This is a genomic window from Microvirga splendida, assembly GCF_016427565.1.
Classification (GTDB): Bacteria; Pseudomonadota; Alphaproteobacteria; order Rhizobiales; family Beijerinckiaceae; genus Microvirga; species Microvirga splendida.
The window spans coordinates 114,103-138,703 of sequence record NZ_JAELXT010000010.1; the positions used below are offsets into that span (position 1 = coordinate 114,103).

The 24,601-nt window shown below is 65.4% G+C and carries 18 protein-coding genes; 11 read left to right on the forward strand and 7 right to left on the reverse strand.

What is annotated here, in order from left to right:
- Positions 1–13 precede the first annotated feature (13 nt).
- Positions 14–2,209: a glucans biosynthesis glucosyltransferase MdoH gene (gene mdoH, locus JAO75_RS12115; protein WP_199049398.1), complete on the reverse strand. Its 2,196-nt coding sequence runs from the start codon at positions 2,207–2,209 to the stop codon at positions 14–16.
- Positions 2,185–3,615: an OpgD/OpgG family glucan biosynthesis protein gene (locus JAO75_RS12120; protein WP_199049399.1), complete on the reverse strand. Its 1,431-nt coding sequence runs from the start codon at positions 3,613–3,615 to the stop codon at positions 2,185–2,187. The genes mdoH and JAO75_RS12120 overlap by 25 nt, the downstream gene beginning before the upstream one ends.
- 325 nt (positions 3,616–3,940) lie before the next feature.
- Here JAO75_RS12120 and glmU point away from each other — a divergent pair, with 325 nt between their 5' ends.
- From glmU to JAO75_RS12135, 3 genes are all read left to right on the forward strand, one after another.
- A complete protein-coding gene (gene glmU / locus JAO75_RS12125; RefSeq protein WP_199049400.1) occupies positions 3,941–5,314 on the forward strand; it encodes a bifunctional UDP-N-acetylglucosamine diphosphorylase/glucosamine-1-phosphate N-acetyltransferase GlmU in 1,374 nt (457 codons plus the stop codon).
- Between the two features lie 110 nt (positions 5,315–5,424).
- Positions 5,425–7,251: a glutamine--fructose-6-phosphate transaminase (isomerizing) gene (glmS, locus tag JAO75_RS12130; RefSeq protein WP_199049401.1), complete on the forward strand. Its 1,827-nt coding sequence runs from the start codon at positions 5,425–5,427 to the stop codon at positions 7,249–7,251.
- On the forward strand, positions 7,248–7,817 hold the full coding sequence (locus JAO75_RS12135) for a GNAT family N-acetyltransferase (RefSeq protein WP_199049402.1): 570 nt from the start codon (positions 7,248–7,250) through the stop codon (positions 7,815–7,817). The genes glmS and JAO75_RS12135 overlap by 4 nt, the downstream gene beginning before the upstream one ends.
- On the opposite strand, the gene recG is transcribed toward JAO75_RS12135, so the two are convergent.
- The gene (gene recG, locus JAO75_RS12140; RefSeq protein WP_199049403.1) at positions 7,769–9,886 is read right to left on the reverse strand and encodes an ATP-dependent DNA helicase RecG; all 2,118 of its coding nucleotides are present in this window, start codon (positions 9,884–9,886) and stop codon (positions 7,769–7,771) included. The genes JAO75_RS12135 and recG overlap by 49 nt on opposite strands.
- Positions 9,887–9,974: 88 nt before the next feature.
- On the opposite strand from recG, the gene JAO75_RS12145 reads away from it, so the two are divergent.
- From JAO75_RS12145 to JAO75_RS12155, 3 genes are all read left to right on the forward strand, one after another.
- Positions 9,975–10,271 (forward strand): FAD assembly factor SdhE, encoded by a 297-nt coding sequence (locus JAO75_RS12145; RefSeq protein WP_199049404.1) that lies wholly within the window; start codon positions 9,975–9,977, stop codon positions 10,269–10,271.
- A gap of 84 nt (positions 10,272–10,355) precedes the next feature.
- Positions 10,356–13,877: a transcription-repair coupling factor gene (gene mfd / locus JAO75_RS12150; protein WP_199049405.1), complete on the forward strand. Its 3,522-nt coding sequence runs from the start codon at positions 10,356–10,358 to the stop codon at positions 13,875–13,877.
- Complete coding sequence (locus tag JAO75_RS12155; protein WP_199049406.1) at positions 13,877–14,797, forward strand: serine hydrolase domain-containing protein; 921 nt, start codon at positions 13,877–13,879, stop codon at positions 14,795–14,797. Before mfd ends, JAO75_RS12155 begins: the two co-directional genes overlap by 1 nt.
- Here JAO75_RS12155 and JAO75_RS12160 read toward each other — a convergent pair.
- Together JAO75_RS12160 and JAO75_RS12165 are read right to left on the reverse strand one after the other, a co-directional pair.
- The gene (locus JAO75_RS12160; protein ID WP_199049407.1) at positions 14,794–15,138 is read right to left on the reverse strand and encodes a hypothetical protein; all 345 of its coding nucleotides are present in this window, start codon (positions 15,136–15,138) and stop codon (positions 14,794–14,796) included. The two genes, JAO75_RS12155 and JAO75_RS12160, sit on opposite strands and share 4 nt — an antisense overlap.
- 120 nt (positions 15,139–15,258) lie before the next feature.
- Positions 15,259–17,076: an extracellular solute-binding protein gene (locus tag JAO75_RS12165; protein WP_199049408.1), complete on the reverse strand. Its 1,818-nt coding sequence runs from the start codon at positions 17,074–17,076 to the stop codon at positions 15,259–15,261.
- A 213-nt stretch (positions 17,077–17,289) separates the two neighbouring features.
- On the opposite strand from JAO75_RS12165, the gene JAO75_RS12170 reads away from it, so the two are divergent.
- Entirely contained in the window at positions 17,290–18,072 is a 783-nt protein-coding gene (locus JAO75_RS12170) for an invasion associated locus B family protein (RefSeq protein WP_199049409.1), read from the forward strand.
- A 70-nt stretch (positions 18,073–18,142) separates the two neighbouring features.
- Here JAO75_RS12170 and hspQ read toward each other — a convergent pair whose 3' ends face one another.
- Positions 18,143–18,472, reverse strand: coding sequence for a heat shock protein HspQ (gene hspQ, locus JAO75_RS12175; protein ID WP_199049410.1), 330 nt, complete (start codon positions 18,470–18,472; stop codon positions 18,143–18,145).
- Between the two features lie 208 nt (positions 18,473–18,680).
- Here hspQ and JAO75_RS12180 point away from each other — a divergent pair, with 208 nt between their 5' ends.
- The gene (locus JAO75_RS12180; RefSeq protein WP_199049411.1) at positions 18,681–19,649 is read left to right on the forward strand and encodes an AEC family transporter; all 969 of its coding nucleotides are present in this window, start codon (positions 18,681–18,683) and stop codon (positions 19,647–19,649) included.
- Here the strand turns inward: JAO75_RS12180 and JAO75_RS12185 are convergent.
- On the reverse strand, positions 19,646–20,854 hold the full coding sequence (locus JAO75_RS12185; protein ID WP_199049412.1) for a UbiH/UbiF family hydroxylase: 1,209 nt from the start codon (positions 20,852–20,854) through the stop codon (positions 19,646–19,648). The two genes, JAO75_RS12180 and JAO75_RS12185, sit on opposite strands and share 4 nt — an antisense overlap.
- 200 nt (positions 20,855–21,054) lie before the next feature.
- Here JAO75_RS12185 and JAO75_RS12190 point away from each other — a divergent pair, with 200 nt between their 5' ends.
- From JAO75_RS12190 to JAO75_RS12200, 3 genes are read left to right on the forward strand one after another with little or no spacing between them, the layout of a single operon-like run.
- Positions 21,055–22,602 carry an ATP-binding cassette domain-containing protein gene (locus JAO75_RS12190; RefSeq protein ID WP_199049413.1) on the forward strand — a complete coding sequence of 516 codons (1,548 nt, stop codon included), beginning with the start codon at positions 21,055–21,057 and terminating at the stop codon, positions 22,600–22,602.
- On the forward strand, positions 22,592–23,668 hold the full coding sequence (locus JAO75_RS12195) for an ABC transporter permease subunit (RefSeq protein ID WP_199049414.1): 1,077 nt from the start codon (positions 22,592–22,594) through the stop codon (positions 23,666–23,668). The genes JAO75_RS12190 and JAO75_RS12195 overlap by 11 nt, the downstream gene beginning before the upstream one ends.
- Positions 23,665–24,582, forward strand: coding sequence for an ABC transporter permease subunit (locus tag JAO75_RS12200; RefSeq protein WP_199049415.1), 918 nt, complete (start codon positions 23,665–23,667; stop codon positions 24,580–24,582). The genes JAO75_RS12195 and JAO75_RS12200 overlap by 4 nt, the downstream gene beginning before the upstream one ends.
- Positions 24,583–24,601 lie beyond the last annotated feature (19 nt).

The window sequence follows — 24,601 nt, forward strand, 5'->3', positions numbered from 1 at the left end:
ATCCCGGTCCGACCTACTCGGCAGCCTGCGCTTCGGCCGGTTTGGGCTTCAGATTGACCAGCAGGTCGATGAGGGCGCGGTCGTGGAGAACGACCATGCGCTCCTTGTTGTGAAGCCAGCTCACCGCATCCTCGATGGTTTCGGCATCGACGAGCTTGGCCTCCGCGAGAGCGCGCTCCGTTTCGATGATCCCGCGCTTGCGGGGCGGCGTGGCCGGCAGCATCTCGATATGACGCTCCCGCAGGTCCGGGTCCTCATAGATGGCCCTGAGGCTGTCTGCATCGTCGAACCCAAAGGCGACATTGCGGGCCTGCAACTCGTTGGCGCGGGTGGCGATGGCCGGGGGCTGGTGCTCCTCGGGCGTCATGAGAAGCCCGAGCCGCTTCAGCGCAAGACCCGCCCCCAGCTGGCCGCTGAGCCAGGAGAGAGGGATCGCCAGCAGCAGGCCGATGATCGTCGGCGACATCCAGAGGAACAGGGATGTGGCGATCATGAAAGCCGAGATGCCGGCCAAAGCTCCGAGAACCGTGTGAGCCCTGTGGCGACGGACGATGTCCTTGAACGGAATGGAGCCGTCGTCGCGGCGCTGCGGCTGCCAGCCCGTGTCGCGTCCGAGCATGATCTGGAACACCGAGCCCGACTGGATGAGCATGAGGATCGGCGCCAGGAGAGCCGACAGAATCATCTCGATCGTCGAGGAGATGATCAGCCGGATGCCGCCCCCCGACGCACGCCGGTCGCGGCCGCGAATGAGCATCAGGATCAGGCCGAAGACCTTCGGCGCAAGCAGGATTCCCATGGTCACCGCGAACAGCGTCAAGGCTCGCTCGGGGTCGAACCGCGGCCAGATCGGGTAGAGACGGAAGTCGCGGGCGAAGTATTCCGGGCGGATGTAGGTGGTCTGCAGGACCAGGGCGATACCGACGATCAGCTGGAACAGCCAGAACGGCGAGGCGAGATAGGACATGATGCCGGTGGCGAAGTGCTGTCGCGTCGGCAGCTTCAGACCCTTCGCCGTGACCACCCGCATGTGCTGGAGATTGCCCTGGCACCAGCGCCGGTCACGGGCCGAGAGGTCGATGAGGGAGGGCGGGCTTTCCTCGTATGATCCCTGCAGGTCCGCCAGCATGTAGACCGACCAGCCGGCGCGCCGCAGCAGGGCCGCCTCCACGAAGTCGTGGCTGAGGATATGCCCGCCGAAGGGCGGCTTGCCTTTCAGGTCCGGCAGGCCGCCATGGGCCGCGAAGGCCTTGGTGCGGATGATGGCGTTGTGGCCCCAGTAATTGCCGTCGCGTCCCATCCAGACCGCAAGTCCCATGGCGATCACCGGACCGGTGACGCGCGCGGCATATTGCTGAAGGCGGGCAAAGAGGGTGTTGCGGTTGATGATCAGCGGCAGCGACTGGATGATGCCGGCATCCGGGTCCGCCTCCATGGCGGCGGCGAGGCGCACGATGCACTCGCCGGTCATGAGGCTGTCGGCATCGAGCACCAGCATATGCTCGTAATGCCCGCCCCAGCGCGAGACGAAATCGGCGATGTTGCCGGCCTTGCGGTGATGGTTTTTCTGGCGGTGGCGGTAATAGAACCGCGCGCCCGGTCCCAGGCGCTCCCTCAGGGCAAGGAAGGCCCGCTCTTCCGCAATCCAGGCATCCGGCTGAGTGGTGTCGGAGAGGATGAAATAGTCGAAGCTGTCCCCGAGGCCGGTCGCATGAACAGACTCATAGATGGCTTCCAGGGCAGCGAAGGTGCGGTCCGTCTGCTCGTTGTAGACCGGCATGACGATGGCGGTCTTGTGCTGGAGCGTCGAGGGCAGCGGGCCGCGATGCCCCGGGCGGCGGAGCAGGGCGAAAAAGCCCAGGAGCGCGCTGGTGAACGCAACCGCGATCCATGAGAAATTGACGGTGAACAGGCCGACGAGCACCCACTGGAGAGCCGTGGTGCGGCTCACCGACACGACCTGGTACATCTCCCAGGTGCCGTAGGCCGTGAGCAGGAGTCCCCCGCCGAACACGAACAGGCGTGCGAGCCATGTTCCCAGCTTCGGATGCTGCAGAACCGGCTTTCGCTCCTCCGAGGCCGACCAGCGCCGCAGCGACTGAGTCGGCATGTTGAGGTGCTTTTCGGGAGGCATAGCGGCTGCAGGCCGCCCGAGGGCGGCTACATTTTCCTTCGAGTCCTGACTTACGGTGTCCAACGGTACAGCCATGTCTCGCTAATCGGTTTCCCGCCTGCTTCTAGGATCAGGCGCATCTCACACGCGTTTTCGTTGCCCGGGTCAAGCTCGAATGCGACACGTACTGTCTTTCTCTCCGGATATGGCAAAAGTTTGAGGTTTTGGAACGTTCCAGGGCCAACGGTCAGGACGGATCTTATGTCCGCGGGAAGGCCCTCGCCCAGGATGTCGCCGCTGAAATCGACTGCGAACAGCCGCCGACGACCGCCGAGGCCCTTGCCGGAGCGGGTCTGCGCTACAGTCGCGAGCGGCGGCCGCTCCGGCGGATTCCAGCACCAGTACTGCCGGTACGCGAGGGCGACCTCGGAGCCTGCCGCCATCGGGCCTTTCGGGCGCCAGTAGGTGAGAATGTTGTCGTTGATCTCGGCGTCGGTCGGGATCTCGAGCAACTGCACGCTGCCCTGGCCCCAATCGCCGAGGGGTTCGTTCCAGACGCTCGGCCGGCGGTCGAAGCGCTGATCGTCATCCTGGAAAGCCTCGTAGGACCGGTCCCGCTGAAGCAGGCCGAAACCCTTCGGCGAATTGTCCACGAAGGCGGAGATCTGGAGCGTCTCTGGATTTTGGACCGGCCGCCAGAGCCATTCCCCCGACCCGTTCCACATCTGAAGACCGGACGCTTCATATACGGCCGGTCTGATGTCGTCGGAGTTCAGCAGATCGTTGGGGCCATAGAGATATGTCGAGGCGATGCCGCCCAGGCCCACATGCTCCAGATTGACGCGCGGGAAGAGGGTCGTCTCCACATCGACGATGGTCATGTCCCCCGGGCGGAACGTCATGCGGACCGCGCCGGTGGTCGATTCCGAATCGAGTACGGCGTGAACCGTGATGCTGTTGCTGCCGACGGCTGGCCGTTCCAGCCAGAAGGCGCGGAAAGCCGGGAACTCCTCTCCTCGGGCTTCTGCCGGACGCAAGGTCAACGCCCGTGAGATGGCCCCGTAGTTCTGCCCGCGGGCGATGGCGCGGAAAAAGGTGCCGCCCTGCACGACGGCGAAGTCGAAAGGTTTGCCGTTGCCTGTTTGAGCAATCAGCTTGAAGCCGGAATAGCGGATGTCGCCGAGATTGTTCGGCAGGTTGGTCCGGCCGAACTCGAACTGAGCGGGATTGTAGCCGATCCGGCGGACAGCCCCGTCCTCGACCGTGAACAGCTCGACCCCGTCCCGGAACACGAATCCGCGATGGAGCGGCTCGACCGCGATTCCGCGGGCCTCGGAACTCCAGACAGGCGGCTGCGTGTAGCGGATCGCCGCATACTGCTCCGGATTGAGATTCGCGAAAACATCCGGCAGGTCATTGGCGGGTGCGGCGAACGGCTTCTTGGCGAGCTGGCGCGCAATGTCGACGACCACCGCCGGATCGAAGCGCTGATTCTCTCCCATCCTGGCGGAAATCGTTTCCTGGGAGGGCTGCGCCCTGACGGCTGGCGCGTATGCCAGCCCGGCGACGGAGGCACCGATATAAGCCAGCATGTCGCGCCGGCGAGGATGGAAGGGGGATCGACCCCTTGGCGGAACCGGCACAGTAATACTCTTGCGTGAACGAAGGCTCTTCAGCCAGACAAGTGGGATGCTCTATACATATCGTCAATCGTGAGCACGAAGTAAACGCGGCCATTCGGCAAACTGCCTGATTGCTCATGAAATGATTGCCGATTTACCCCTTCTGATTTAGCTGCACGGCAGAGCCTCACTGGATTGAAACTGTATGACCCTGTCTCACACCTCCCAAACGTCGTCCCGGAGCTGCCTGGCTATCGTGCTCGCAGCCGGTGAGGGCACCCGGATGAAATCCGCGAAGCCCAAGGTGCTGCATCAGGTCGCGAACCGCTCCATGCTCGGCCATGTGCTGGCGACCCTGACCCAGGCGGGCGCCACGAGCACGGCGGTCGTGATCGGCCCGGAGCGCGAGGATGTGGCACAGGAGGTTCGCAAGATCCTGCCCGGCGCCGGGATCTTCGTCCAACGGGACAGGCTTGGAACCGCCCATGCGGTCCTCAGCGCCCGGGAGGCGCTGGAGCAGGGCGCCGACGATGTCATCATCGCCTTCGGCGATACGCCCCTGATCCTGCCCGAGACATTCGCCAAGCTGCGGTCCCCCTTGAGGGAGGGAGCCGCCGTCGTTGCCATGGGGTTCGACGCGAAGGACCCCACGGGCTACGGCCGCTTCATCACATCCGGCAGCGAACTTCTGGCCATCCGCGAGCACAAGGATGCGACCGAGGCCGAGCGGGCCATCACCCTGTGCAACGGGGGCCTTATGGCGATCAGGGGGGATCTTGCGCTGGCGCTCCTCGACCGGGTCGAGAACAAGAATGCCAAGGGCGAGTACTACCTGACCGACATCGTCGAGATCGCCCGAAGCCTCGGCCACAGGACGGCAATCGCGGTCGTGTCCGAGGAAGAAGTGCATGGGGTCAACGACCGTGCTCAGCTCGCAGCCGCCGAGCGCATGATCCAGGATCGCCTGCGTCTGGCCGCCATGGCGGATGGTGTGACGCTGGTCGCACCGGAGACGGTCTTTTTCAGCCACGACACCCGGCTGGGTCAGGATGTGGTGGTCGAGCCGCATGTGTTCTTCGGTCCGGGCGTGGTCGTCGAAGCTGGAGCCGTCATCCACGGCTTCAGCCATTTGGAGGGCACACGGATCGCTTCCGGGGCTGGGGTTGGCCCCTACGCCCGCCTGCGCCCCGGCGCGACGATCGGCCCCAAGGCCAAGGTCGGCAACTTCGTCGAGATCAAGAACACGGAACTCGGGGCAGGCGCCAAGGTCAGCCACCTGACCTATCTCGGCGATGCGAGCGTCGGCGCGGAGGCCAACATCGGTGCGGGCACCATTACCTGCAACTATGACGGCTTCGGCAAGTACCGGACCGAAATAGGAGAGGGTGCCTTCATCGGCTCGAACTCGGCGCTGGTCGCCCCCGTGACGATCGGCAAGGGCGCCTTCGTCGGCTCCGGCTCCGTCATCACGGAGAGCATTCCCGACGATGCCCTGGGTCTCGCCCGTGGGCGTCAGACCATCAAAGAAGGCTGGGCCGTCTCTTTCCGGGAAAAAGCCCAGGCGGCGAAACGGAAATAAGCCCGGCTGTCACAATAGGTTATGCAAGTTGATTCTGCCTTCGTGGCCTCTCTCTGTAAGAGAGGCTTCAAGCGTAGCGTTGGCGGCGTTGCAAAAGGAAGTTCTTCATCATGTGCGGAATTGTTGGAATCATTGGGAAAACGCCCGTGGCCCCACAGATCGTGGAGGCGCTCAAGCGGCTCGAGTACCGGGGTTACGACTCGGCCGGCGTCGCGACCCTCGAGGAGGGTCGTCTCGACCGCCGGCGGGCCGAGGGCAAGCTGCGCAACCTTGAGACCAAGCTCTCCCAATCCCCGCTCTCCGGCGTCATCGGCATCGGTCACACCCGCTGGGCGACCCATGGCAAGCCGAACGAGACCAACGCCCACCCGCATGCCACCGACAAGCTGGCGGTCGTGCATAACGGCATCATCGAGAATTTCCGTGAGCTGAAGACGGCGCTGGAAGCCAAGGGCATCCGCTTCGAGACCGAGACGGACACCGAGGTGGTGGCCCAACTCGTCACATATGAGATCCATCAGGGCCGTGGACCCATCGAGGCCGTGGCCGTGACCCTGCCGCGCCTGCGCGGGGCCTTTGCGCTCGGTTTCCTGTTCTCGGGCGAGGAAGATCTCTTGATCGGCACCCGCCACGGCGCGCCACTGGCCATCGGCTATGGGCAGGGCGAGATGTATCTCGGCTCGGACGCCCTGGCGCTGGCGCCTTTTACGGACGAGGTGGCCTATCTCGATGACGGCGACTGGGCCATCCTGAGCCACAGGGGCGCCGACATCCGGGATGAGAGCGGCAAGCAGGTGCAGCGGGTTCGTCACAAGATCCCGGCCGGCTCCTTCATGGCCGACAAGGGCAACTACCGCCACTTTATGGCCAAGGAGATCCACGAGCAGGCGGAAGTGGTCGGGCGCACGCTCGCGCATTACGTCAATTTCGCGGGCGAACGGGTTGAGCTGCCGTTCGAATTGCCTTTCGACTTCAAGGATCTGAATCGCATCTCGATCTCCGCCTGCGGCACGGCCTATCTGGCCGGATTGATCTCGAAATACTGGTTCGAGCGCCTGGCGCGCATTCCGGTCGAGATCGATGTGGCATCCGAGTTCCGCTACCGGGAAGCCCCCCTCGAGCCGGGCGGCCTGGCGCTCTTCGTCTCGCAATCGGGCGAGACGGCGGACACGCTGGCCTCGCTGCGCTACGCCACCGCCGAGAAGCAGCACACACTCTCCGTGGTGAACGTGCCGACTTCGACCATGGCGCGCGAGAGCAACGTGGTCGCGCAGACCCTAGCCGGCGTCGAGGTGGGCGTGGCATCGACCAAGGCCTTCACCTGCCAGCTCACCGTTCTCCTGTCGCTCGCCATCGCGGCCGGCCGCGCGCGCGGGACCCTCAGCGCCGAGGATGAGAAGGAGCTGGTCAACGCTCTCATCGCCGTTCCGGGACAGATGACCGAGGCGATCAAGCGGGAGCATCAGATCGAGGTTCTCTCGCGCGAACTCTCCAAGGCGAAGGACGTGCTCTATCTCGGACGCGGCACCTCCTATCCGCTCGCCATGGAAGGCGCCCTGAAGCTCAAGGAAATCTCCTACATCCACGCGGAAGGCTATGCGGCCGGCGAGCTGAAGCACGGCCCCATCGCGCTCATCGACGAGACGATGCCCGTCATCGTCATCGCACCGCACGACAGCATCTTCGAGAAGACCGTATCGAACATGCAGGAAGTCGCGGCCCGCGGCGGACGGATCGTCCTGATCACGGACGAGAAGGGCGCCCTGGAAACCGGCCTCGACACCATGGCCACCATCGTGATGCCGTCGGTGCATCCGATCGTGGCGCCGATCATCAATGCGGTCCCGATTCAGTTGCTCGCCTATCACACGGCCGTCTTCATGGGGAAGGACGTGGACCAGCCGCGCAACCTCGCCAAGTCCGTGACGGTGGAGTGAACGCGCGCTCCGTACCGATCCGCCTTGCACAGCCGTCCGATCTGGAAAGGCTTGGGGCTGTCGAGCGTTCGGCAGCCTCCGTCTTTCGGGGCGTGGGGCTGGCGTGGCTCGCCGATGGCGACACGATGGATTCCTCCGTCCTGGCACAACTTTGTCGGGACAAAACCCTCTGGGTTGTGGTCGAGGAAGGCGACGAGCCGGTCGGGTTCCTCGCCGCTCATGAACTGGATGAGTGCTTCTACATCGCCGAAGTGTCGGTTTCGCTATCACACCAACGCAGAGGGCTGGGTGCACGGCTGATCGAGACCGCCATCGATCACGCGATAGGAGCAGGGTTCGGTAGGGTGACGCTGACGACGTACAGGGACCTAGCCTGGAACGAACCGTTCTATGCCCGACTCGGCTTTGTGGAAATCGATCTGGCCGAGGCGGGCCCGGAGCACAGAGAGAAGCTGCAGGCAGAGGCCGAAGCCGGACACGATCCGGCATTGCGCTGCATCATGGCATTGGGCCTCGATCAGCCTGCCCGCAGCAGCCGGATCGCGGAATCCCGCTCGAACAGATAGAGCAACACCCGAAGGGCTTGTCCGCGTTCGCTGACGAGGTCGGGGTCCCGATCCACGATCAGGCGGGCATCGTCCCGGGCTGCGCCGAGGAGGTCGCCGTCGACTTCCAGGCGGGCCAGCTTGAACCCCGGGGTCCCTGACTGGCGCGTGCCCAGCACCTCGCCTTCGCCGCGAAGGCGCAGATCCTCCTCGGCGATGCGGAAGCCGTCTTCCGTCTGGCGCATCATCTCGAGCCGTGCCTGAGCCACCTGGCCCAGCGGCCCCTTGTAGACGAGGAGGCAGGTAGAGGATTTCGAGCCGCGCCCGATGCGTCCGCGGAGCTGATGGAGCTGGGCGAGGCCGAAGCGTTCCGCGTGCTCGATCACCATGATTGTGGCGTTCGGCACGTCGACGCCGACCTCGATCACGGTGGTGGAAACCAGGATCTTGGTCTCGCCTCCCGAGAACCGCTCCATGGCGGCGTCCTTGTCCTTGCCGGCCATCTTGCCGTGAACGAGCCCGACCTGATCGCCGAAGAAACCTTTGAGCATCTCGAACCGCTCCTCGGCGGCGGCGAGATCGATGGACTCGGATTCGCCCACGAGTGGGCAGACCCAATAGACCTGATCGCCATTGGCGATGGCCCGCCCAATGCCGCCGACGACCTCGTCGAGCCGGTCGATGGCGATGAGCTTTGTCGAGATGGGTTTGCGGCCCGCCGGCTTCTCGCTCAGCACCGACACGTCCATGTCGCCGAAATAGGTGAGTGCCAAGGTGCGCGGGATCGGCGTTGCGGTCATCACCAGGATGTCGACCGCCTCGCCCTTCGAGCTGAGCGCCAGCCTCTGATGCACGCCGAAACGGTGCTGCTCATCGACGACCGCGACGCCCAGATCGTGGAAGGCGACGCCTTCCTGAAACAACGCATGGGTGCCGACCGCGATCTGGACGCTGCCGTCGGCAAGGCCTGCCAGAATCGTCCGGCGTGCGACGCCTTTCTCACGCCCCGTCAGGAGCGCGATGGTAAGCCCCGCCTGTTCCGCCATAGGCGCAAGCCGCTCATAGTGCTGGCGGGCGAGGATTTCGGTGGGCGCCATCATGGCGGCCTGACGCCCGGCCTCGATGGCGCTCGCCATGGTCAGCAGGCCCACCACGGTCTTGCCGGAGCCGACATCGCCCTGGAGCAGCCGTAGCATCTTCTTGTCGGAGACCAGATCGTGGCGGATGTCCTCCACGGCCTTTGCCTGCGAGGACGTGAGGCCGAAGGGCAGGGCGGCCTTCAGGCGCTCGACCAGCTGCCCGTCGCCGGCATTCACCCGGCCGGGCAGGCGGCGCATGCGGCTGCGCACCAGGGCGAGGGCGAGCTGGGAGGCCAGCAGTTCGTCGTAAGCAAGGCGCCGGCGCGGGGCGGACTTGGCAAGGGCGTCCTCGGACAGCTGAGCGGCATTGTCGGGCCGATGGAGGGCAAAGAGCGATTGCCGGAAGTCCGGCAGAGCGTTGCGATCCATCCAGGCGGGATCCTGCCATTCGGGCAGGTGCGGGGCCTTTTCGAGGGCTGCACCGATGTACTTGGCCACCATGCGCGAGGAGAGACCCTCGGTGAGCCCGTAGACAGCCTCGACCGCAGGCAGATTCTCGATGCCGCGCTCGTCGAGGATGCGGTCCGGATGGACCATCTGGCGACGCCCGTCCCACAGCTCGATCTTGCCGGAGACGTATCGCCGCTCGCCGACGGGAAGAACCTTCTCGAGGCGTGCCTTCTGGCCGTTGAAGAAGATCAGGGTGACGTCACCGGTCTCGTCCTCCACGAGGATCCGGTAAGGCGCCCGGCGGCCGGGCGGTGGCGGGCGGTGCGCGACGACGCTGACGGAGAGCGTGACCGGCTCCCCGACGGGCGCATCGGCAATGGAGCCCTTCATCTCCCGCGAGACGCCGCTGGTCGGAACATGGAACAGGAGATCAACGACACGCGTGGGCCTACCCGGCTCGCCGAGCAGCCGGTCGAGCAGGGGCGCGATCTTCGGGCCGACGCCGGGCAGGGTGTTGGCCGGGGCGAAGAGCGGATCGAGAATGGAAGGACGCAGTGACATTCAAATGGGTAGCAACTGGGAGGGAGATGGTTATATAGCGGCCAAGCCGCCCGGTGGCGACGCAATCTTACCAGATCGGAGCATTGTCATGAGCGGCACGACCCGCAGCAGCGCCGGACTCGACCCCCGCCGCAGGCAGATCCTCTATCGCTCCTGGCACCGGGGCATGCGGGAGATGGACCTGATCATGGGCCGCTTTGCCGATGCGGAGATCGGGGAGCTCTCCGAAGAGGATCTGGCCGAGTTCGAGCGCCTCATCGAGGTGACCGACCGCGACCTGCTCGGCTGGATCACCGGCGAGATCGAGACTCCCTCGAACTACGACACCCCCCTGTTCCGGCGCCTGAAGGCCTTCCATACCCACACGTCGCCGATCCACAGCTGACGGGAGAACCGTCTCCTACTCTTGTCCGGCCGAACCGGGCGGAATCGCCCGCGTTCCTCTTGATCTCTGACTCGATAGTTCATCATGAAGCCTGCCCTGACCCGCGCCCTCGATGCCCTCAAGAAGGGCCTAAGCCTGACCTTGTCCGGCGCACCGGACGGCTTCGATGCGCTCGCCGTCGCCGATCTTGCGCGCGGCCTCTCGGGGCTGGTGGAGGGCCCGGCCGTTCTGGTCCATGTGGCCCGTGACGGTCAGCGGCAGCAGAATTTCGCCAACAGCCTCGGCTTCATCGCGCCCGAGATCGAGATCCTGACCTTCCCGGCCTGGGACTGCCAGCCCTACGACCGGGTCTCGCCCAATGCGGCCATCACGGCGCAGCGCATGACGACCCTCGCGCGGCTCGCCCGGTCCAAGACCTCCGAGGACAAGCCGCGCATCCTCTCGACCACGGTGAACGCCCTCGTCCAGCGCGTTCCGCCGAAGGCGCGCATCGCCGCCGAGACCTTCTCGGCCGCGCCCGGCAACGTGGTCGACACGACCCAGCTGATCAACTGGCTTGAGGCCAACGGCTTCCTGCGCACCGGCACCGTGCGCGACACCGGCGAGTATGCGGTCCGTGGCGGCATCATCGACCTCTTCCCGGCAGGACTGCCCAACCCGGTCCGCCTCGACTTCTTCGGGGATGCGCTGGAATCGATCCGCGCCTTCGACCCGGAGAGCCAGCGGACCATCGGCACCCTGCGCTCCCTCGACCTCGTGCCCATGAGCGAGGTGCAGCTGACCACCGAGAGCATCAAGCGTTTTCGGCAGGCCTATGTGGCGGCTTTCGGCGCGCCCACCCGCGACGACAGGCTGTACGAGACGATCAGCGAGGGGCGGCGCTATCCGGGCCTCGAGCACTGGATGCCGCTCTTTCACGATCACCTCGACACGCTTTTCGATTACCTGCCGGGCATTCCGGTGGTCTTCGATGCCCTGGCGGACGATGCCGCGGCCGAGCGCCTTGCCCAGGTGAAGGACTATTACGACGCCCGCCGCGAGGGCATGGGCCAGAACCAGGCCGGCGTGGCGCCCTACCGCCCGCTGCCGCCGGACGCGCTCTACTTCAAGCCGGAGGAATGGTCGGAGCGCACGGCCTCGCTGCCGCTGGCGCGGCTGACACCGTTCGCCGTGCCGGAATCGGCGGGGCGCATGGTTGTCGACTGCGAGGCGCGACAGGGCCGCAACTTCATCGCCGAGCGGGCGGACGAGAACGCCAACGTGTTCGAGGCGGTGATCCGCCATATCCGCGATCTCCAGGCCGCCAAGAAGCGCGTGATGCTGGGCGCCTGGTCGGAAGGCTCGCGCGAGCGGCTCTGCCATGTGCTGCAGGACCACGATCTGCGCCAGACCAAGCCGATTGCGCGGTTCTCCGAGGCGCAAGCCTATCCGCGAAACGAGATCACGGTGGGCATCTGGCCCCTGGAATCCGGCTTCGAGACGGCCGATCTTGCCGTCATCAGCGAACAGGACATCCTCGGGGACCGTCTGGTGCGCCAGAAGCGCAAGTCCAAGCGGCCGCAGGATTTCCTCACCGAAGTAGCGGCGCTGACGCCGGGCGATCTCGTGGTGCACGTGGATCACGGCATCGGGCGCTTCGAGGGGCTCAAGACCATCGAGGCGGCAGGCGCCCCGCACGACTGCCTTGAGCTGCACTATGCCGGCGGCGACCGGCTTTTCCTGCCGGTGGAGAACATCGAGCTTCTGACCCGCTACGGGTCCGAGGAGACCGAGGTCCAGCTCGACAAGCTCGGCGGCGGAGCCTGGCAGGCCCGCAAGGCGCGGATGAAGCAGCGCATCCGCGAGATGGCGGGCGCGCTCATGAAGATCGCCGCCGCCCGCATCCTTAAGGACGCCCCGCGCCTGACGCCGCCGGAAGGCCTCTACGACGAGTTCGCCGCCCGCTTCCCCTATGACGAGACCGAAGACCAGCTCAACGCCATCGAGGCTGTGCTGGACGACATGGGCTCCGGACGCCCCATGGACCGCCTCGTGTGCGGCGACGTGGGTTTCGGCAAGACCGAGGTAGCGCTGCGCGCTGCCTTCGTGGCGGCCATGAGCGGCAAGCAGGTGGCCGTCGTGGTGCCGACGACCCTTCTGGCCCGCCAGCACTACCGGACCTTCTGCGACCGCTTCCGCGGCCTGCCGCTGAACGTGGCGCAGGCCTCCCGCTTCGTGCCCGCCGCCGAGATGAAGAAGACCAAGGAAGGGCTGACGGACGGGTCCGTCGATATCGTCATCGGCACCCACGCGCTTCTCGGCAAGGCCATCAAGTTCAAGGATATCGGCCTCATCATCATCGACGAGGAACAGCATTTCGGCGTGACCCATAAGGAGCGCCTGAAGGAGCTGCGCGCCGAGGTCCACGTCCTGACTCTCTCGGCGACGCCGATCCCGCGCACCCTGCAGCTGGCGCTCACCGGCGTGCGCGAACTCTCGCTGATCACGACACCGCCGGTGGACCGCCTGGCGGTGCGCACCTTCATCACGCCCTTCGATCCGCTCCTCGTCCGCGAGGCGCTGCTGCGCGAGCGCTACCGGGGCGGGCAGGCCTTCTACGTGGTGCCGCGCCTCGACGACCTCGGCGAGGTCAAGGCCTTCCTCGACAAGGAGGTGCCGGAGGCCAAGGTGGCGGTGGCGCACGGCCAGATGGCGGCGGGCCAGCTCGAAGACGTCATGACGGCTTTCTACGAGGGCAAGTACGACATCCTGCTTTCGACCACGATCGTGGAATCGGGCCTCGACATCCCGACCGCCAACACGCTGATCGTCCACCGGGCCGACATGTTCGGCCTGTCGCAGCTCTATCAGCTGCGCGGCCGCGTCGGGCGCTCCAAGACCCGCGCCTATGCCCTGTTCACGGTGCCGGCCAACAAGTCCCTGACGGTGCAGGCCGAGCGGCGCCTGAAGGTGCTCCAGACCCTCGACACCCTTGGCGCCGGCTTCCAGCTTGCCTCCCACGACCTCGACATCCGCGGCGCGGGCAACCTGCTCGGCGAGGAGCAGTCGGGTCACATCAAGGAAGTGGGCTATGAGCTCTACCAGCAGATGCTGGAGGAGGCCGTGGCCCAGCTCAAGGCCGGCATCGAAGAGCCCACCGAAGATCAGTGGTCGCCGACCATCGCGGTCGGTGCGCCGGTCATGATCCCGGAGAGCTACATCGCCGATCTGCAGCTGCGCCTCGGCCTCTACCGCCGCCTCTCGACCTTCGAGACCGACCAGGAGATCGACGCCTTCCGGGCGGAGATGGTCGACCGGTTCGGGCCGGTGCCGTCGGAGGTCGATCAGCTTCTCAAGATCATGGCCATCAAGGTGCTCTGCCGCCGGGCCAACGTGGAGAAGGTGGATGGCGGGCCAAAGGGCATCATCATCTCGTTCCGCGACAATTCCTTCGCCAACCCGACCGGCCTCATCTCCTATGTCACCGAACAGGCCTCGTTCGCAAAGGTCCGTCCGGACATGAAAATCGTGTTCATCCGGGACATCGAGACGCCGGACGAACGCATCAAGGCGGCGACCACGATCCTGCGCAGCCTCGCCCGGATCGCGGAGAAGAAGGCCGCCTGATGATCGAGGCCTGGGCTCTTGTCGAGGACGGCGTGGTGGTGAAGAGCCACGATGCCGGCCGGCTCGTGCCCTGGTGGAGCTTTACCAAGACCGTTCTAGCGGCCGCGGCGCTGGTTCTCGTCCGGGACGGCCTCGTCGGGCTCGATGAGCCCGTGGAGGACAAGCCTTACACCCTCCGGCACCTGCTGCAGCATCGCTCCGGGCTGGTGAATTACGGCGGGCTTCGCGCCTATCACGAGGCCGTCGAGCGTGGCGACGACCCCTGGCCGGTGCCGGAACTCATGCACCGGCTCGATGCGGAGAGGCTCCGCTATCGGACAGGCGAGGGGTGGGATTATTCCAATGTCGGCTATCTTATCGTCGGCCGGTTTATCGAGGCGGTTACGGGCTCTCCATTGAACGAGGCTCTACGGCGCCTCGTGTTGGGGCCGCTCGGGGTCGAGACGGCGCGCATTGCCCGAGAGCGGGACGATCTCGAGCCGGTCGCCATGGGCAGCGCCAAGGGCTACCACCCGGGCTGGGTTTATCACGGGCTGCTGGTCGGGAGCGTCTCGGACGCCGCGCTCCTGCTCGACCGCCTGCTGGCGGACAGCCTGCTGGCGGACAGCCTGCTGGCGGACAGCCTGCTGGCGGACAGCCTGCTGACCCCGGATTTGCTGCAAGAGATGCTCACTCCGTTCGTGCTGCCGGGACCGATCCCGGGGAGGCCCTGGCAGAGCCCGGGCTATGGGTTGGGGATCATGACAGGCGAGACGACATCGGGCCTCAGGGTCGGCGGGCACACGGGCGGAGGACCGGGCAGCACGATTGCGGTCTACCGGGGCCTGGATGGTGCAAGACCGCGGACGGCGGCCTTTTTCAGGACGAGCGAGGACGAGGCAAAAACGGAAGAGGGAGCTTTCCGGCTCCTGAAAGCCTAGAGGTCCGGGGCCGCGACGGCGCGGACGCTGAGTTCGTTCTGGAGCATCGTGGCGGCTCCGTTGACCCCACCCGTGATGATCACTGGGGTTCCGCTCTCGGCGAGGTTCTTGCGCAGCCGGCGGGCGAGGTCGAGGAAGCGCTTGCGCTCTGACCAATCCGCATGGCGGGGCATCTGCAGCACCACGGCGGCCGGGCTCGGGATCAGGGCCAGAACGTCGTCGGCAGCCTCGAAGGGTGTGGTCACGCTCGCATAGCCCATGCCCGCCAGCTCGACGGACAAGGCGCCATCGGGAGCGCGCTCGCCGCTATCGACAACGAGGACCTTCGGCATTGCGTTCATGACGATACCCTGCATTTGGACGCGACGGTGGGACAAGGAGGTACTCACCTAACGTCGAAGCACGGCATTAGTTTCATCATCTACATGAATGGAAGCTCAACAATGGGCCAAGCCGGAATGTCATGGGGATTTGTGCGGCTGCCGCCACCATGTATCGATGTTGGGCCCCATGAGCGGCAGCGTCTCGGGTCTGCCGAGATCGCTGCTGTAGGCAAGCCATTGATCTTTCAGATAGAACAGCGGGACGACGTAGAATCCCGACAGGAGGGTGCGGTCGAGGGCGCGGACGGCCGCGACGAAATCCTCCCGGCTCCTGGCCTCCAGGAGCGCATCGATGAGGCGGTCTATCGCAGGCGATGCTACCCCTGCGTGGTTATGGGATCCACTCCTTTGCGCTGCAGCTGAGCCCCAGCGGTTTCGCTGCTCATTGCCCGGGGAGAGGGAGGCAGGCCAGAGCCACTGGACCATATCGAAGTCGAAGCGTCCGAGGCGCCGCCAGTACTGCACGTCGTCCACGAGCCGCACCCGCGCCTGGATGCCGATCCGGCTCAGGGATTGGGAGAAGTTGAGGGCAAGCCGCTCCTGCGAGCGGGAGTTGACCAGCATCTCGAAGGCGAAGGGCTCCCCGGAGCCCTTCCGGCGCAGGACGCCATGTTCGAGAGCCCAGCCGGCCTCGGACAGAAGTTCGAGAGCCCGTCGGGCCATGTCCCGGTCCCGGCCCGAGCCGTCGCTGGCCGGGGGCTCCCAGCGCCCTTCGAGAATGTCTTCGCGCACCGTCCCCGGGAAAGCGGCGAGCAGGGCCCGCTCCCGCTCGTCGGCAGGGTGGCCCGTCGAGGCGAGGTCGGAACCCGAGAAATAGCTGTTGGACCGGGTGAGCTGTCCGAAGAAGAGGTTGCGGTTCACCCAGTCGAAATCGAAGAGGTAGCTCAGCGCCTCGCGCACCCTCGCATCGCTGAAGAGCGGCTTTCGCGTGTTGAGGACGAATCCGTTCATGCCCTTTGGCAGCCGCGTCGCCACGGTTTCCCGGACGATACGCCCGTCTCTCACGGCGGGAATGTCGTAGCCCATTGCCCATTGGCCCGGATCGCCTTCGATCCTGAAGTCGTAAAGTCCCGCCTTAAAAGCCTCGAACAACGTATTGGCATCGCGGTAGAAATCGTAGCGGACCTCATCGAAGTTATAGAGGCCGCGGGTGATCGGCAGATCCTCTCCCCAGTAGTCGCTGCGCCGGGTCAGCACCACCCGTTCGCCGGGCTTCACCTCGGTCAGAGCATAAGGACCCGAGCCGACCGGTGGGGTGAGGGTGGTCTTGTCGAAGGTGTCCGGATCGGTTGCGTGAGCCGGAAACACCGACATCATCCCGATCAGGAGAGGCAACTCCCGATCGTTCGAGCCTGACAGATCGAACCGGATGCGATGCGGGTCCAGGATCTCGACCGCCTTGACCTGTCCGAAGCTCGACCGGTGGAACGGCTTGCCGCTCTTCTTCAGCATCTCGAACGAGAACCGCACGTCCTCTGCCGTGAGCGGATGACCGTCCGAAAAGCGGGCGCGGGGATCGAGATGGAAGGTGATGAAGCTCCGATCGTCCGGCATCTCCACGGCACGGGCGAGCAGGCCGTAGATCGTGAAGGGCTCATCGGCGGAGCGCATCATGAGGGGCTGGACCACGTAGCGCGGCACCACGTCCGGCGCGACGCCGAGAACGATCAGGGGATTGAGACTGTCGAAGGTGCCCTGCAGGGCCAGCGTGATTCGTCCGCCCTTCGGGGCCTGCGGGTTCGCATAGGGCAGGTGCTCGAAGCCAGGAGCGAGCGCGGGCTCCCCATGCATCGCGATGCCATGCCGCAGCGTCGCCGCCTCGTCGGCGGCAGCGGTGGAGGCCGGCAGCGCGAGAGCGGCGAAAAACAGCAGATTTCTGATAAGCCCGCGGCCCATGGCTCTCCCGGTGCGCGTTTCCACCCGAGCAATGTTGTACAGAATTTTACCCAGGGTGACTGGAAACCTACCACATGAAAGGTTAAAGGAGCGCCACGCGTCTTGTCTTCGCCACATTGGGCAAGGATTTGACCACGTCATCACAGGTTAAGAACGCGCCGGATCAACGGCCACTTCGAAAGCCGACCTTTCGACTGAAGAGGATCTAACGATATGTCTTTCGCGACACGCCTCGCGAGCCTGGGGGGCACCCGTGGCCTGGCAACAGCTCTGGCCATTCTGGTAAGCGCACCCGTTCTGGCTCAGACCGCTCCGGCCCAGAAGCCCGCAGCTCCGGCAGCCCAGCCGACCCGCCCTGCCGCTCCCGCCCAAGGCGCGCAGCAGCCGCAGCAGAATGCCGGTCCCACGGTCGTGCAGGTGAAGCCCGAGCCGTCTCAGCCTGAATGGACCAAGGTGTGCGGCAAGGACCAGAACACCAACACCGAGATCTGCTACACAACCCGCGACTTCGTGTCGGATCAGGGCCAGCCGGTTCTCGCTCTCGCCGTCTATGACGTGAAGGGCCAGCAGCCGCAGAAGGTGGTCCGTTTCGTGATGCCGCTCGGCCTGCTCCTGCAGCCCGGCCTGCGCTTCACGGTCGACCAGGGTCAGGCCGTCGCCGGCCGCTACGTCATGTGCCTGCCCAACGGCTGCTTCGCCGAGGCGGCCGTGAAGGACGACTTCATCGCCTCCCTCAAGAAGGGCGCCAACCTGAACGTCAGCGTCCAGAACCAGATGGGCCGCGAGATCACCTTCGCCGTCCCGGCTGCCGGCTTCGGCAAGGCCTTCGACGGTCCCCCGATCGACCCGAAGGTGCTCGAGGAGCAGCAGAAGAAGCTGCAGGAAGAGCTGCAGAAGAAGAGCGAAGAGATGCGCCAGAAGATGCTGAACGGCGCCGCCGGTGCCGCTGCTCCGGGTGCTGCCGCTCCGGCCGCTCAGGCCGCTCCGAAGCCATAAGGCTCGAGCCTCTCCACAAACAGAAACGCCGGGCCCAAAGCCCGGCGTTTTCTTTTGGCGATCCGCACCTTCAGTTCGCCAGGATCGGCTTGGCTCTGTAGGTGCCGTTCTTCTGCCGCGTGAACATCTCCGGAATCATCGGATTGCGCAGCGGCTCGCCTGAATCGTCGGGCAGAAGGTTCTGCTCGGAGACGTAGGCGATGTACTCGGTTTCCGCGTTCTCGGCGAAGAGGTGGTAGAAGGGCTGGTCCTTGCGGGGCCGGACATCCTCGGGGATGGACAGCCACCATTCTTCCGTGTTGTCGAACTCAGGGTCGACATCGAAAATCAAACCCCTGAAATCGAACACCCGGTGCCGGACCACTTGGCCGATCGCGAATTTGGCTGAACTCGCTTTCATGGTCTTAACTCCTTGGTCTCCATATAGAGATCCCGGATGGAATCTCCAAATTCACAGCTCTCACGATCAGGAGAGGGGATTCCTGCCGGCCAGTCCTGCGTTTTAGGACTATGGGCCTTCCGAAAGGTGGGATTGCCGCAAGATTGGAACCTTGCCAGAAGGGCTGCTCACGCCGTCGTCCGCTTCACCGTCACGCCTGGAGCCGCCCATGTCCGATCTGATCGGGCTGTTCAACCTGCTCGCCCCTTTCTTCGGCCTCATCGGGCTCGGCTTCTTCTGCGGCAAGATCGTCAAGCAGCCTGAGGCAGGGCTCGCCTGGATGCAGTTCTTCCTGATCTATGTGGCGCTGCCCTGCCTGTTCTACCGGCTGATCGCCGACAAGCCCTTGGACGAGCTGGCGAACTGGTCCTTCATCGCGGCGACGACGTTCTCGACCTTCTGCGCCTTCGCGCTCTCCTTCGCCACCGGGTGGCGCTACACCAGGGACCTGCCGCAATCGGTGATGCAGGGTGTCGCCGGGTCCTATTCCAATATCGGCTATATGGGACCGCCCCTGATCCTTGCGGCGATTGGCGCCTCCGCCAGCGCCCCTGTGGTGCTGATCTTCGTCTTCGACAACCTGTTCCTGTTCTCGGTCGTGCCGCTCCTGATGTCTCTGGCTGGCGTCGAGAAGCTGAGCCTGTCGGCCACCATCCGCAGGATCGTCTGGCGCGTGGTGACCCATCCGTTCAATGTCGCCACGGCCATCGGCGTCGCCGCGAGCTATCTGCATCTCCGGCTGCCTCAGGCCGCCGATCAGATCGTCACCTGGCTGTCGGGAGCCGCCGCGCCCTGCGCCCTGTTCATCTTAGGGGTCACCGTGGCCTTGCGGCCTCTGCGGCAGATGCCCGGGGAGGTGCCGGTCCTGGTTTTCATCAAGCTGATCCTCCACCCTCTCCTGGTCTGGGTGGTGCTTTCGGCCCTCGGCGACTTCGGCCCGGCCTGGACCTATGCGGCGATCATCATGGCGGCGCTGCCGCCGGCCCTGAACATCTTCGTCATCTCGACGCAGTACAATGTGGGCGTGGAACGGGCCTCGGCGTGTGTGCTCATCGGCACGATCGTCTCGATGCTGACCCTGACGGGCATCCTCTACGTCACCAAGACGGGCGCCGTGCCTTACGACCTCTTTCCCTAAACGGGCGAGGCACCCTGCATCAGCCGGGGCACGCCGACCCGCGGCAGAACCCCCTCACGCATGACAGCCCGGCGCAACGGGCCGATATTGCTAAGCGCCAGAAGTCCAGCCCCGCGGAGGAAGTCCGTGGGCAGCATCCCGGTGAGAAGAGTGCGGTTCAGGCCATCCACGGCAGCCGTCCGCAGGCGGACGTCGAGGTCGCGGCTGGTCTGATAGCGGGTCAGGGTTTCCTCGGACCCGGGCTCATGCCCCACCTTCTGCCCGTCCACGACCGCGTCCCGCAGGGAGGCGACATCGCGGAAGCCCAGGTTGAGGCCCTGTGCCCCGATGGGCGGGAACACGTGGGCGGCCTCGCCCACGAGGGCGACCCGCCGGGCCCAGTAGCGGTTCACGGAAAGACCAGTCATCGGCACGAGACCGCGCGGGCCGTCGACGCGCATGGCACCCAGATGGGACTGGGCCTGCCGCTCGATGGCGAGCGCGAGAGCCGCGTCGTCGAGCTGCGACAGGCGCTCCGCCTCGGCTTTGCTCGTAACCCAGACAAGGCTGGAGCGGCGGCCGGGCAGGGGAACCAGCGTGAAAGGCCCGTGGCGGGTGTGGAATTCCGTCGAGGTTTCCCTGTGGTCCCGGTCATGCGCGAGGATCACGGTCACGGCGGATTGCGGATAGGACCACGTCCGGGTTCCGATGCCGGCGATCTGGCGCAGTTTGGAATTGCGCCCGTCCGCCGCCACGACGAGGCTGGCCCTGATGGTGCCGCCACCGGCGAGCGACAGGGCGGCTCCCGTGTCAGTCACCTCGAAGCCGGTTGCGAATTCCGGGATGTGGGTCAGGTTTTCGCAAGCCCGCGCTGCTTCAGTGAGCTTCTCGACCAGGGCGGTGTTCTCGATATTCCATCCGAAGGCGTCCAGGCCGATCTCCCCGGCCCGGAACGAGGCCGGCGGCGGGCGGAACAGGCTGCCCGTATCGTCGACAATCCGCATGGTCTCGAGCGGTGCGGCCTCCGAGACCAGGGAGGGCCATGCGCCGAGCGCCTCCAGAAAGCGGACCGAGCCGTTGAGAAGGGCGACGGTGCGGCCGTCCCGGCGCAGGTCGAGCCCTCCGACGAGAACGGTCTTGAAGCCGTCGCGGGCAAAAGCCAGGGCCGCGCTCAAGCCGACCGCCCCGGCGCCGACAACGGCAATGTTATAGGTGTTCTCGGACAAGGCCTGCTCTCACCATTCTGTGGACGGGTCTCGGACTCACAATAAAGCACGGATTGGCCATTGCCGACCGGTGCGACGCGTCCCTATGATCGGCTCACTAAGGAGTGACGACCCGGTGCGGCGCTTGCCAGGTTCCGTACAGGCCGTCATTCATGTGCAGATTCCGACCCGGCTTCAACCTTTAAGTCAGAGACGCTTGTGTGAAGGCAGACGTACCACCCTCGGGACCGCCCCTCGTCGAGCTTAAAGGGATCAGCAAGCGCTACGGCGATCTTCTCGCGAATGACGGCATCGACCTGTCCATCGAGCCGGGCGAAATCCACGCTCTGCTGGGTGAAAACGGAGCGGGGAAGTCGACCCTGGTCAAGATTCTCTACGGGGTGATCGAGCCGAGCGCGGGCGAGATCCGCTGGGAGGGACGCCCTGTCACCATCGGGTCGCCGGTGGAGGCGCGGGCTCTCGGCCTCGGCATGGTGTTCCAGCATTTCTCCCTTTTCGATGAGCTGAGTGTGGCGGAGAACATCGCCGTGGCGCTCTCGAATGAGTGGAGCCTCTCCACGGTTCGCAGCAAGCTTGGCGAGATCAGCCGGACCTATGGCTTGGCGCTCGATGCGGACCGGGCCGTCTGGACCCTCTCCGCGGGCGAGCGGCAGCGCATCGAGATCGTGCGCTGCCTGCTCCAGAACCCGCGCCTGCTGATCCTCGACGAGCCGACTTCCGTGCTCACTCCCCAGGAGGCGGAGCACCTCTTCACGACACTCGACAGGCTCTCGGCGGAAGGCTGTTCGATCCTCTACATCTCCCACAAGCTCGAGGAGGTGCGCCGCCTCTGCCGCCGCGCCACAATCCTGCGGGCGGGGCGGGTGGTCGCCACCATCGATCCGCGGGCGAGCAGCGCCCGGGAGATCGCCGCCCTGATGGTCGGGAACGAGGTCGGCGAGGTCCGCACAGACGCGCCGCATCAGGTCAAAGGTGAGATCCTCCGGGTCTCGAAGCTGTCCATGCCGCCGGACGGCCTGCACGGGCAGGCACTGCGCGACATCGATCTCGTGGTGCGGTCCGGCGAGGTCGTCGGCATTGCGGGCGTAGCGGGCAACGGCCAGAGCGAGCTCTTTGCCGCGCTCTCGGGCGAGCGCCTGGCGGACCGGGCGGATGCCATCGTCATCGCCGGCAAGCCTTCCGGCACCCTGGGCATCGATGCCCGCAGGCGTCTGAGCGCCGCGTTCGTGCCGGAGGAGCGCCTCGGCCATGCTGCGGCGCCGAGCCATCGCCTGAGCGAGAATACCCTGATCTCCCATGCGGCGATCGAGGTCAGCCGTTCGGGCTTCATCCTGATGAATGCCGCCAGGCGGGTTGCGCGTTCGATCGTCCAGAGCTTCGACGTGCGCACGCCCGAGGGGGACCCGCAGGCGCGCAAGCTCTCCGGCGGGAACCTGCAGAAGTTCGTCATCGGCCGCGAGATCATCCGCAAGCCCAATCTGATCATCGTGGATCAGCCCACCTGGGGCGTCGATGCAGGCGCCGCGCGGCTCATCCGCCAGGCTCTCGTCGACCTGTCGCGCGAAGGCAGCGCCGTGCTGGTCGTCAGCCAGGATCTCGACGAGCTGTTCGAGGTGGCCGACCGAATGGCCGTAATCCACCAGGGTATCTTAAGCCCGCTGAAGCCCATCGGAGAATGGACCAAGGAAGCCGTCGGCCTCGAAATGCTCGGTGTTGCGCAAGCTCAAGGGGGTACCCGTGCGGTTTGAGCTGACGCCCCGGACCAATATTTCGCCGGTCATGCGGGCTGTCGCGCCCGTCGTAGCCTTCATCACGGCGTTCCTGATCGCGGGCTTCGTGATCTGGCTCATGGGCCGCTCGCCCATCGCAGCCTTCGACGTCTACGTTCTCCAACCTCTGAGCGATCCCTGGTCGCTGCAGGAATTGGTGGTTAAGGCGACGCCGCTAGCGCTCATCGCCATCGGCCTGTCCTATTGCTTTCGCGCCAATCTCTGGAACATCGGTGCGGAAGGCCAGTATACGATGGGGGCGATCTTCGGCAGCTGGCTCGCCCTGAATACCCATGGCACCGACGCCGGGCTCTGGGTCCTGCCGCTCATGCTGCTGCTCAGCATTTTGGGCGGTGCTCTTTACGGGCTGATCCCGGCCTTCCTGAAGACCCGCTTCGGGGTCAATGAAATCCTGACCAGCCTGATGCTGGTCTATGTGGCGCAGCAGATCCTCGACTATCTCGCCCGCGGCCCGTGGCGGGACCCGAAAGGCTTCAACTTCCCGCAATCCGTCACCTTCGATCCGGCGGCGACCCTGCCGTCAATCCTGGAAGAGAGCCGGGTCCACTACGGAGCGATCTTCGCGCTCGTCGCCATCTTGGTCACCGCCGTCATCCTCGGCCGGACGCTCTTCGGCTACCGTCTCAAGCTCACGGGCGATGCTCCCCGCGCCGCCCAGTTCGCTGGGTTCAGTGCCAGAAGCACGACGTTGGCCGTCTTTGCGATTTCCGGCGGCCTCGCAGGCTTGGCCGGGATTGTTGAGGTGTCGGGCCAGATCGGCCAAATCCAACCCTCGATTTCGAATAATTACGGCTTCACGGCCATCACGGTCGCGTTCCTCGGGCGCCTCAACCCCGTCGGGATCCTGATTGCCTCGCTGGTCGTGGCGCTCACGTTCATCGGGGGCGAGAACGCGCAGATCCTGCTCAAGCTGCCGCTCGATCTCACCCAGGCGTTCCAGGGCATTCTGCTCATGTGCGTGCTCGCGGCCGATGCCATGGTCAGCTACCGGATTCGTTTCGCCACACGGGGAGGGGGCAAGTGACCACTTTCGAGGCCATTCTCCTTACCATCGTCACCGCCTCCACACCGTTGCTGATCGCGGCCCTGGGAGAACTCGTGACGGAGCGATCCGGCGTTCTCAACCTCGGCGTCGAGGGCATGATGGCCATGGGGGCGGCCTGCAGCTTCGCCGCCGCCGTGACTTTCGATTCCACCGTTCTCGGCGTCGCCGCCGGCATGCTGGCAGGTGCACTGATGGCGGCGCTCTTCGCCCTTCTCGTCTTAGGGTTCGCGGCCAACCAGACGGGTTCGGGCCTCGCGCTCACCATCCTGGGCCTCGGCCTCTCCGGCCTGGTCGGAGCGCCCTTCGTCGGGGCGAGGCGCGACCCTGTGCCCCCGGTCGACATTCCTGGATTGAGCGACATCCCGGTCATCGGGCGCCTGTTCTTTGAGCAGGATCTCTTCGTCTATGCCTCGATCACGCTGACGATCCTTGTGGCTCTCTATCTCGTCCGCACCCGGTCCGGCCTCACCCTGCGCTCCATCGGCGAGAACCATACCTCGGCCAATGCCCTGGGCCTGCCTGTGTGGCGGGTGCGCTTCTGGGCGATCCTGTTCGGCGGCGCCTGCGCCGGCTTGGCCGGAGCATACCTGGCCCTCGTCTACACCCGGTTCTGGTCGCCGGGAATGACGGCAGGCCGCGGCTGGATTGCCCTGGCGCTCGTGGTTTTCGCCGCCTGGCGGCCGGGTTGGGTGCTGGTCGGCGCCTATATCTTCGGCGCGGCGACGGTACTGCAGCTGCACGCCCAGGCGGCGCAGTTCGGGGTGCCGTCGCAGTTGCTGTCGGCGGTGCCCTATTTGGCCACGATTCTGGCCCTTCTGCTCCTCTCGATCCGCCATGGCAGGGCCATCGGGGCGCCTGGATCCCTGGGCGTGCCCTTCGTGCCTGACCGATGAGCAAAGTGGTGTTAAGCTG

Excerpts from the sequence above, each read along its gene's own strand:
- mdoH (WP_199049398.1), bottom strand. The coding sequence starts at position 2,209 with ATGGCTGTACCGTTGGACACCGTAAGTCAGGACTCGAAGGAAAATGTA.
- JAO75_RS12120 (WP_199049399.1), bottom strand. The coding sequence starts at position 3,615 with ATGGGAGAGAATCAGCGCTTCGATCCGGCGGTGGTCGTCGACATTGCG.
- glmU (WP_199049400.1), top strand. The coding sequence starts at position 3,941 with ATGACCCTGTCTCACACCTCCCAAACGTCGTCCCGGAGCTGCCTGGCT.
- glmS (WP_199049401.1), top strand. The coding sequence starts at position 5,425 with ATGTGCGGAATTGTTGGAATCATTGGGAAAACGCCCGTGGCCCCACAG.
- recG (WP_199049403.1), bottom strand. The coding sequence starts at position 9,886 with ATGTCACTGCGTCCTTCCATTCTCGATCCGCTCTTCGCCCCGGCCAAC.
- JAO75_RS12145 (WP_199049404.1), top strand. The coding sequence starts at position 9,975 with ATGAGCGGCACGACCCGCAGCAGCGCCGGACTCGACCCCCGCCGCAGG.
- mfd (WP_199049405.1), top strand. The coding sequence starts at position 10,356 with ATGAAGCCTGCCCTGACCCGCGCCCTCGATGCCCTCAAGAAGGGCCTA.
- JAO75_RS12155 (WP_199049406.1), top strand. The coding sequence starts at position 13,877 with ATGATCGAGGCCTGGGCTCTTGTCGAGGACGGCGTGGTGGTGAAGAGC.
- JAO75_RS12160 (WP_199049407.1), bottom strand. The coding sequence starts at position 15,138 with ATGAACGCAATGCCGAAGGTCCTCGTTGTCGATAGCGGCGAGCGCGCT.
- JAO75_RS12165 (WP_199049408.1), bottom strand. The coding sequence starts at position 17,076 with ATGGGCCGCGGGCTTATCAGAAATCTGCTGTTTTTCGCCGCTCTCGCG.
- JAO75_RS12170 (WP_199049409.1), top strand. The coding sequence starts at position 17,290 with ATGTCTTTCGCGACACGCCTCGCGAGCCTGGGGGGCACCCGTGGCCTG.
- hspQ (WP_199049410.1), bottom strand. The coding sequence starts at position 18,472 with ATGAAAGCGAGTTCAGCCAAATTCGCGATCGGCCAAGTGGTCCGGCAC.
- JAO75_RS12180 (WP_199049411.1), top strand. The coding sequence starts at position 18,681 with ATGTCCGATCTGATCGGGCTGTTCAACCTGCTCGCCCCTTTCTTCGGC.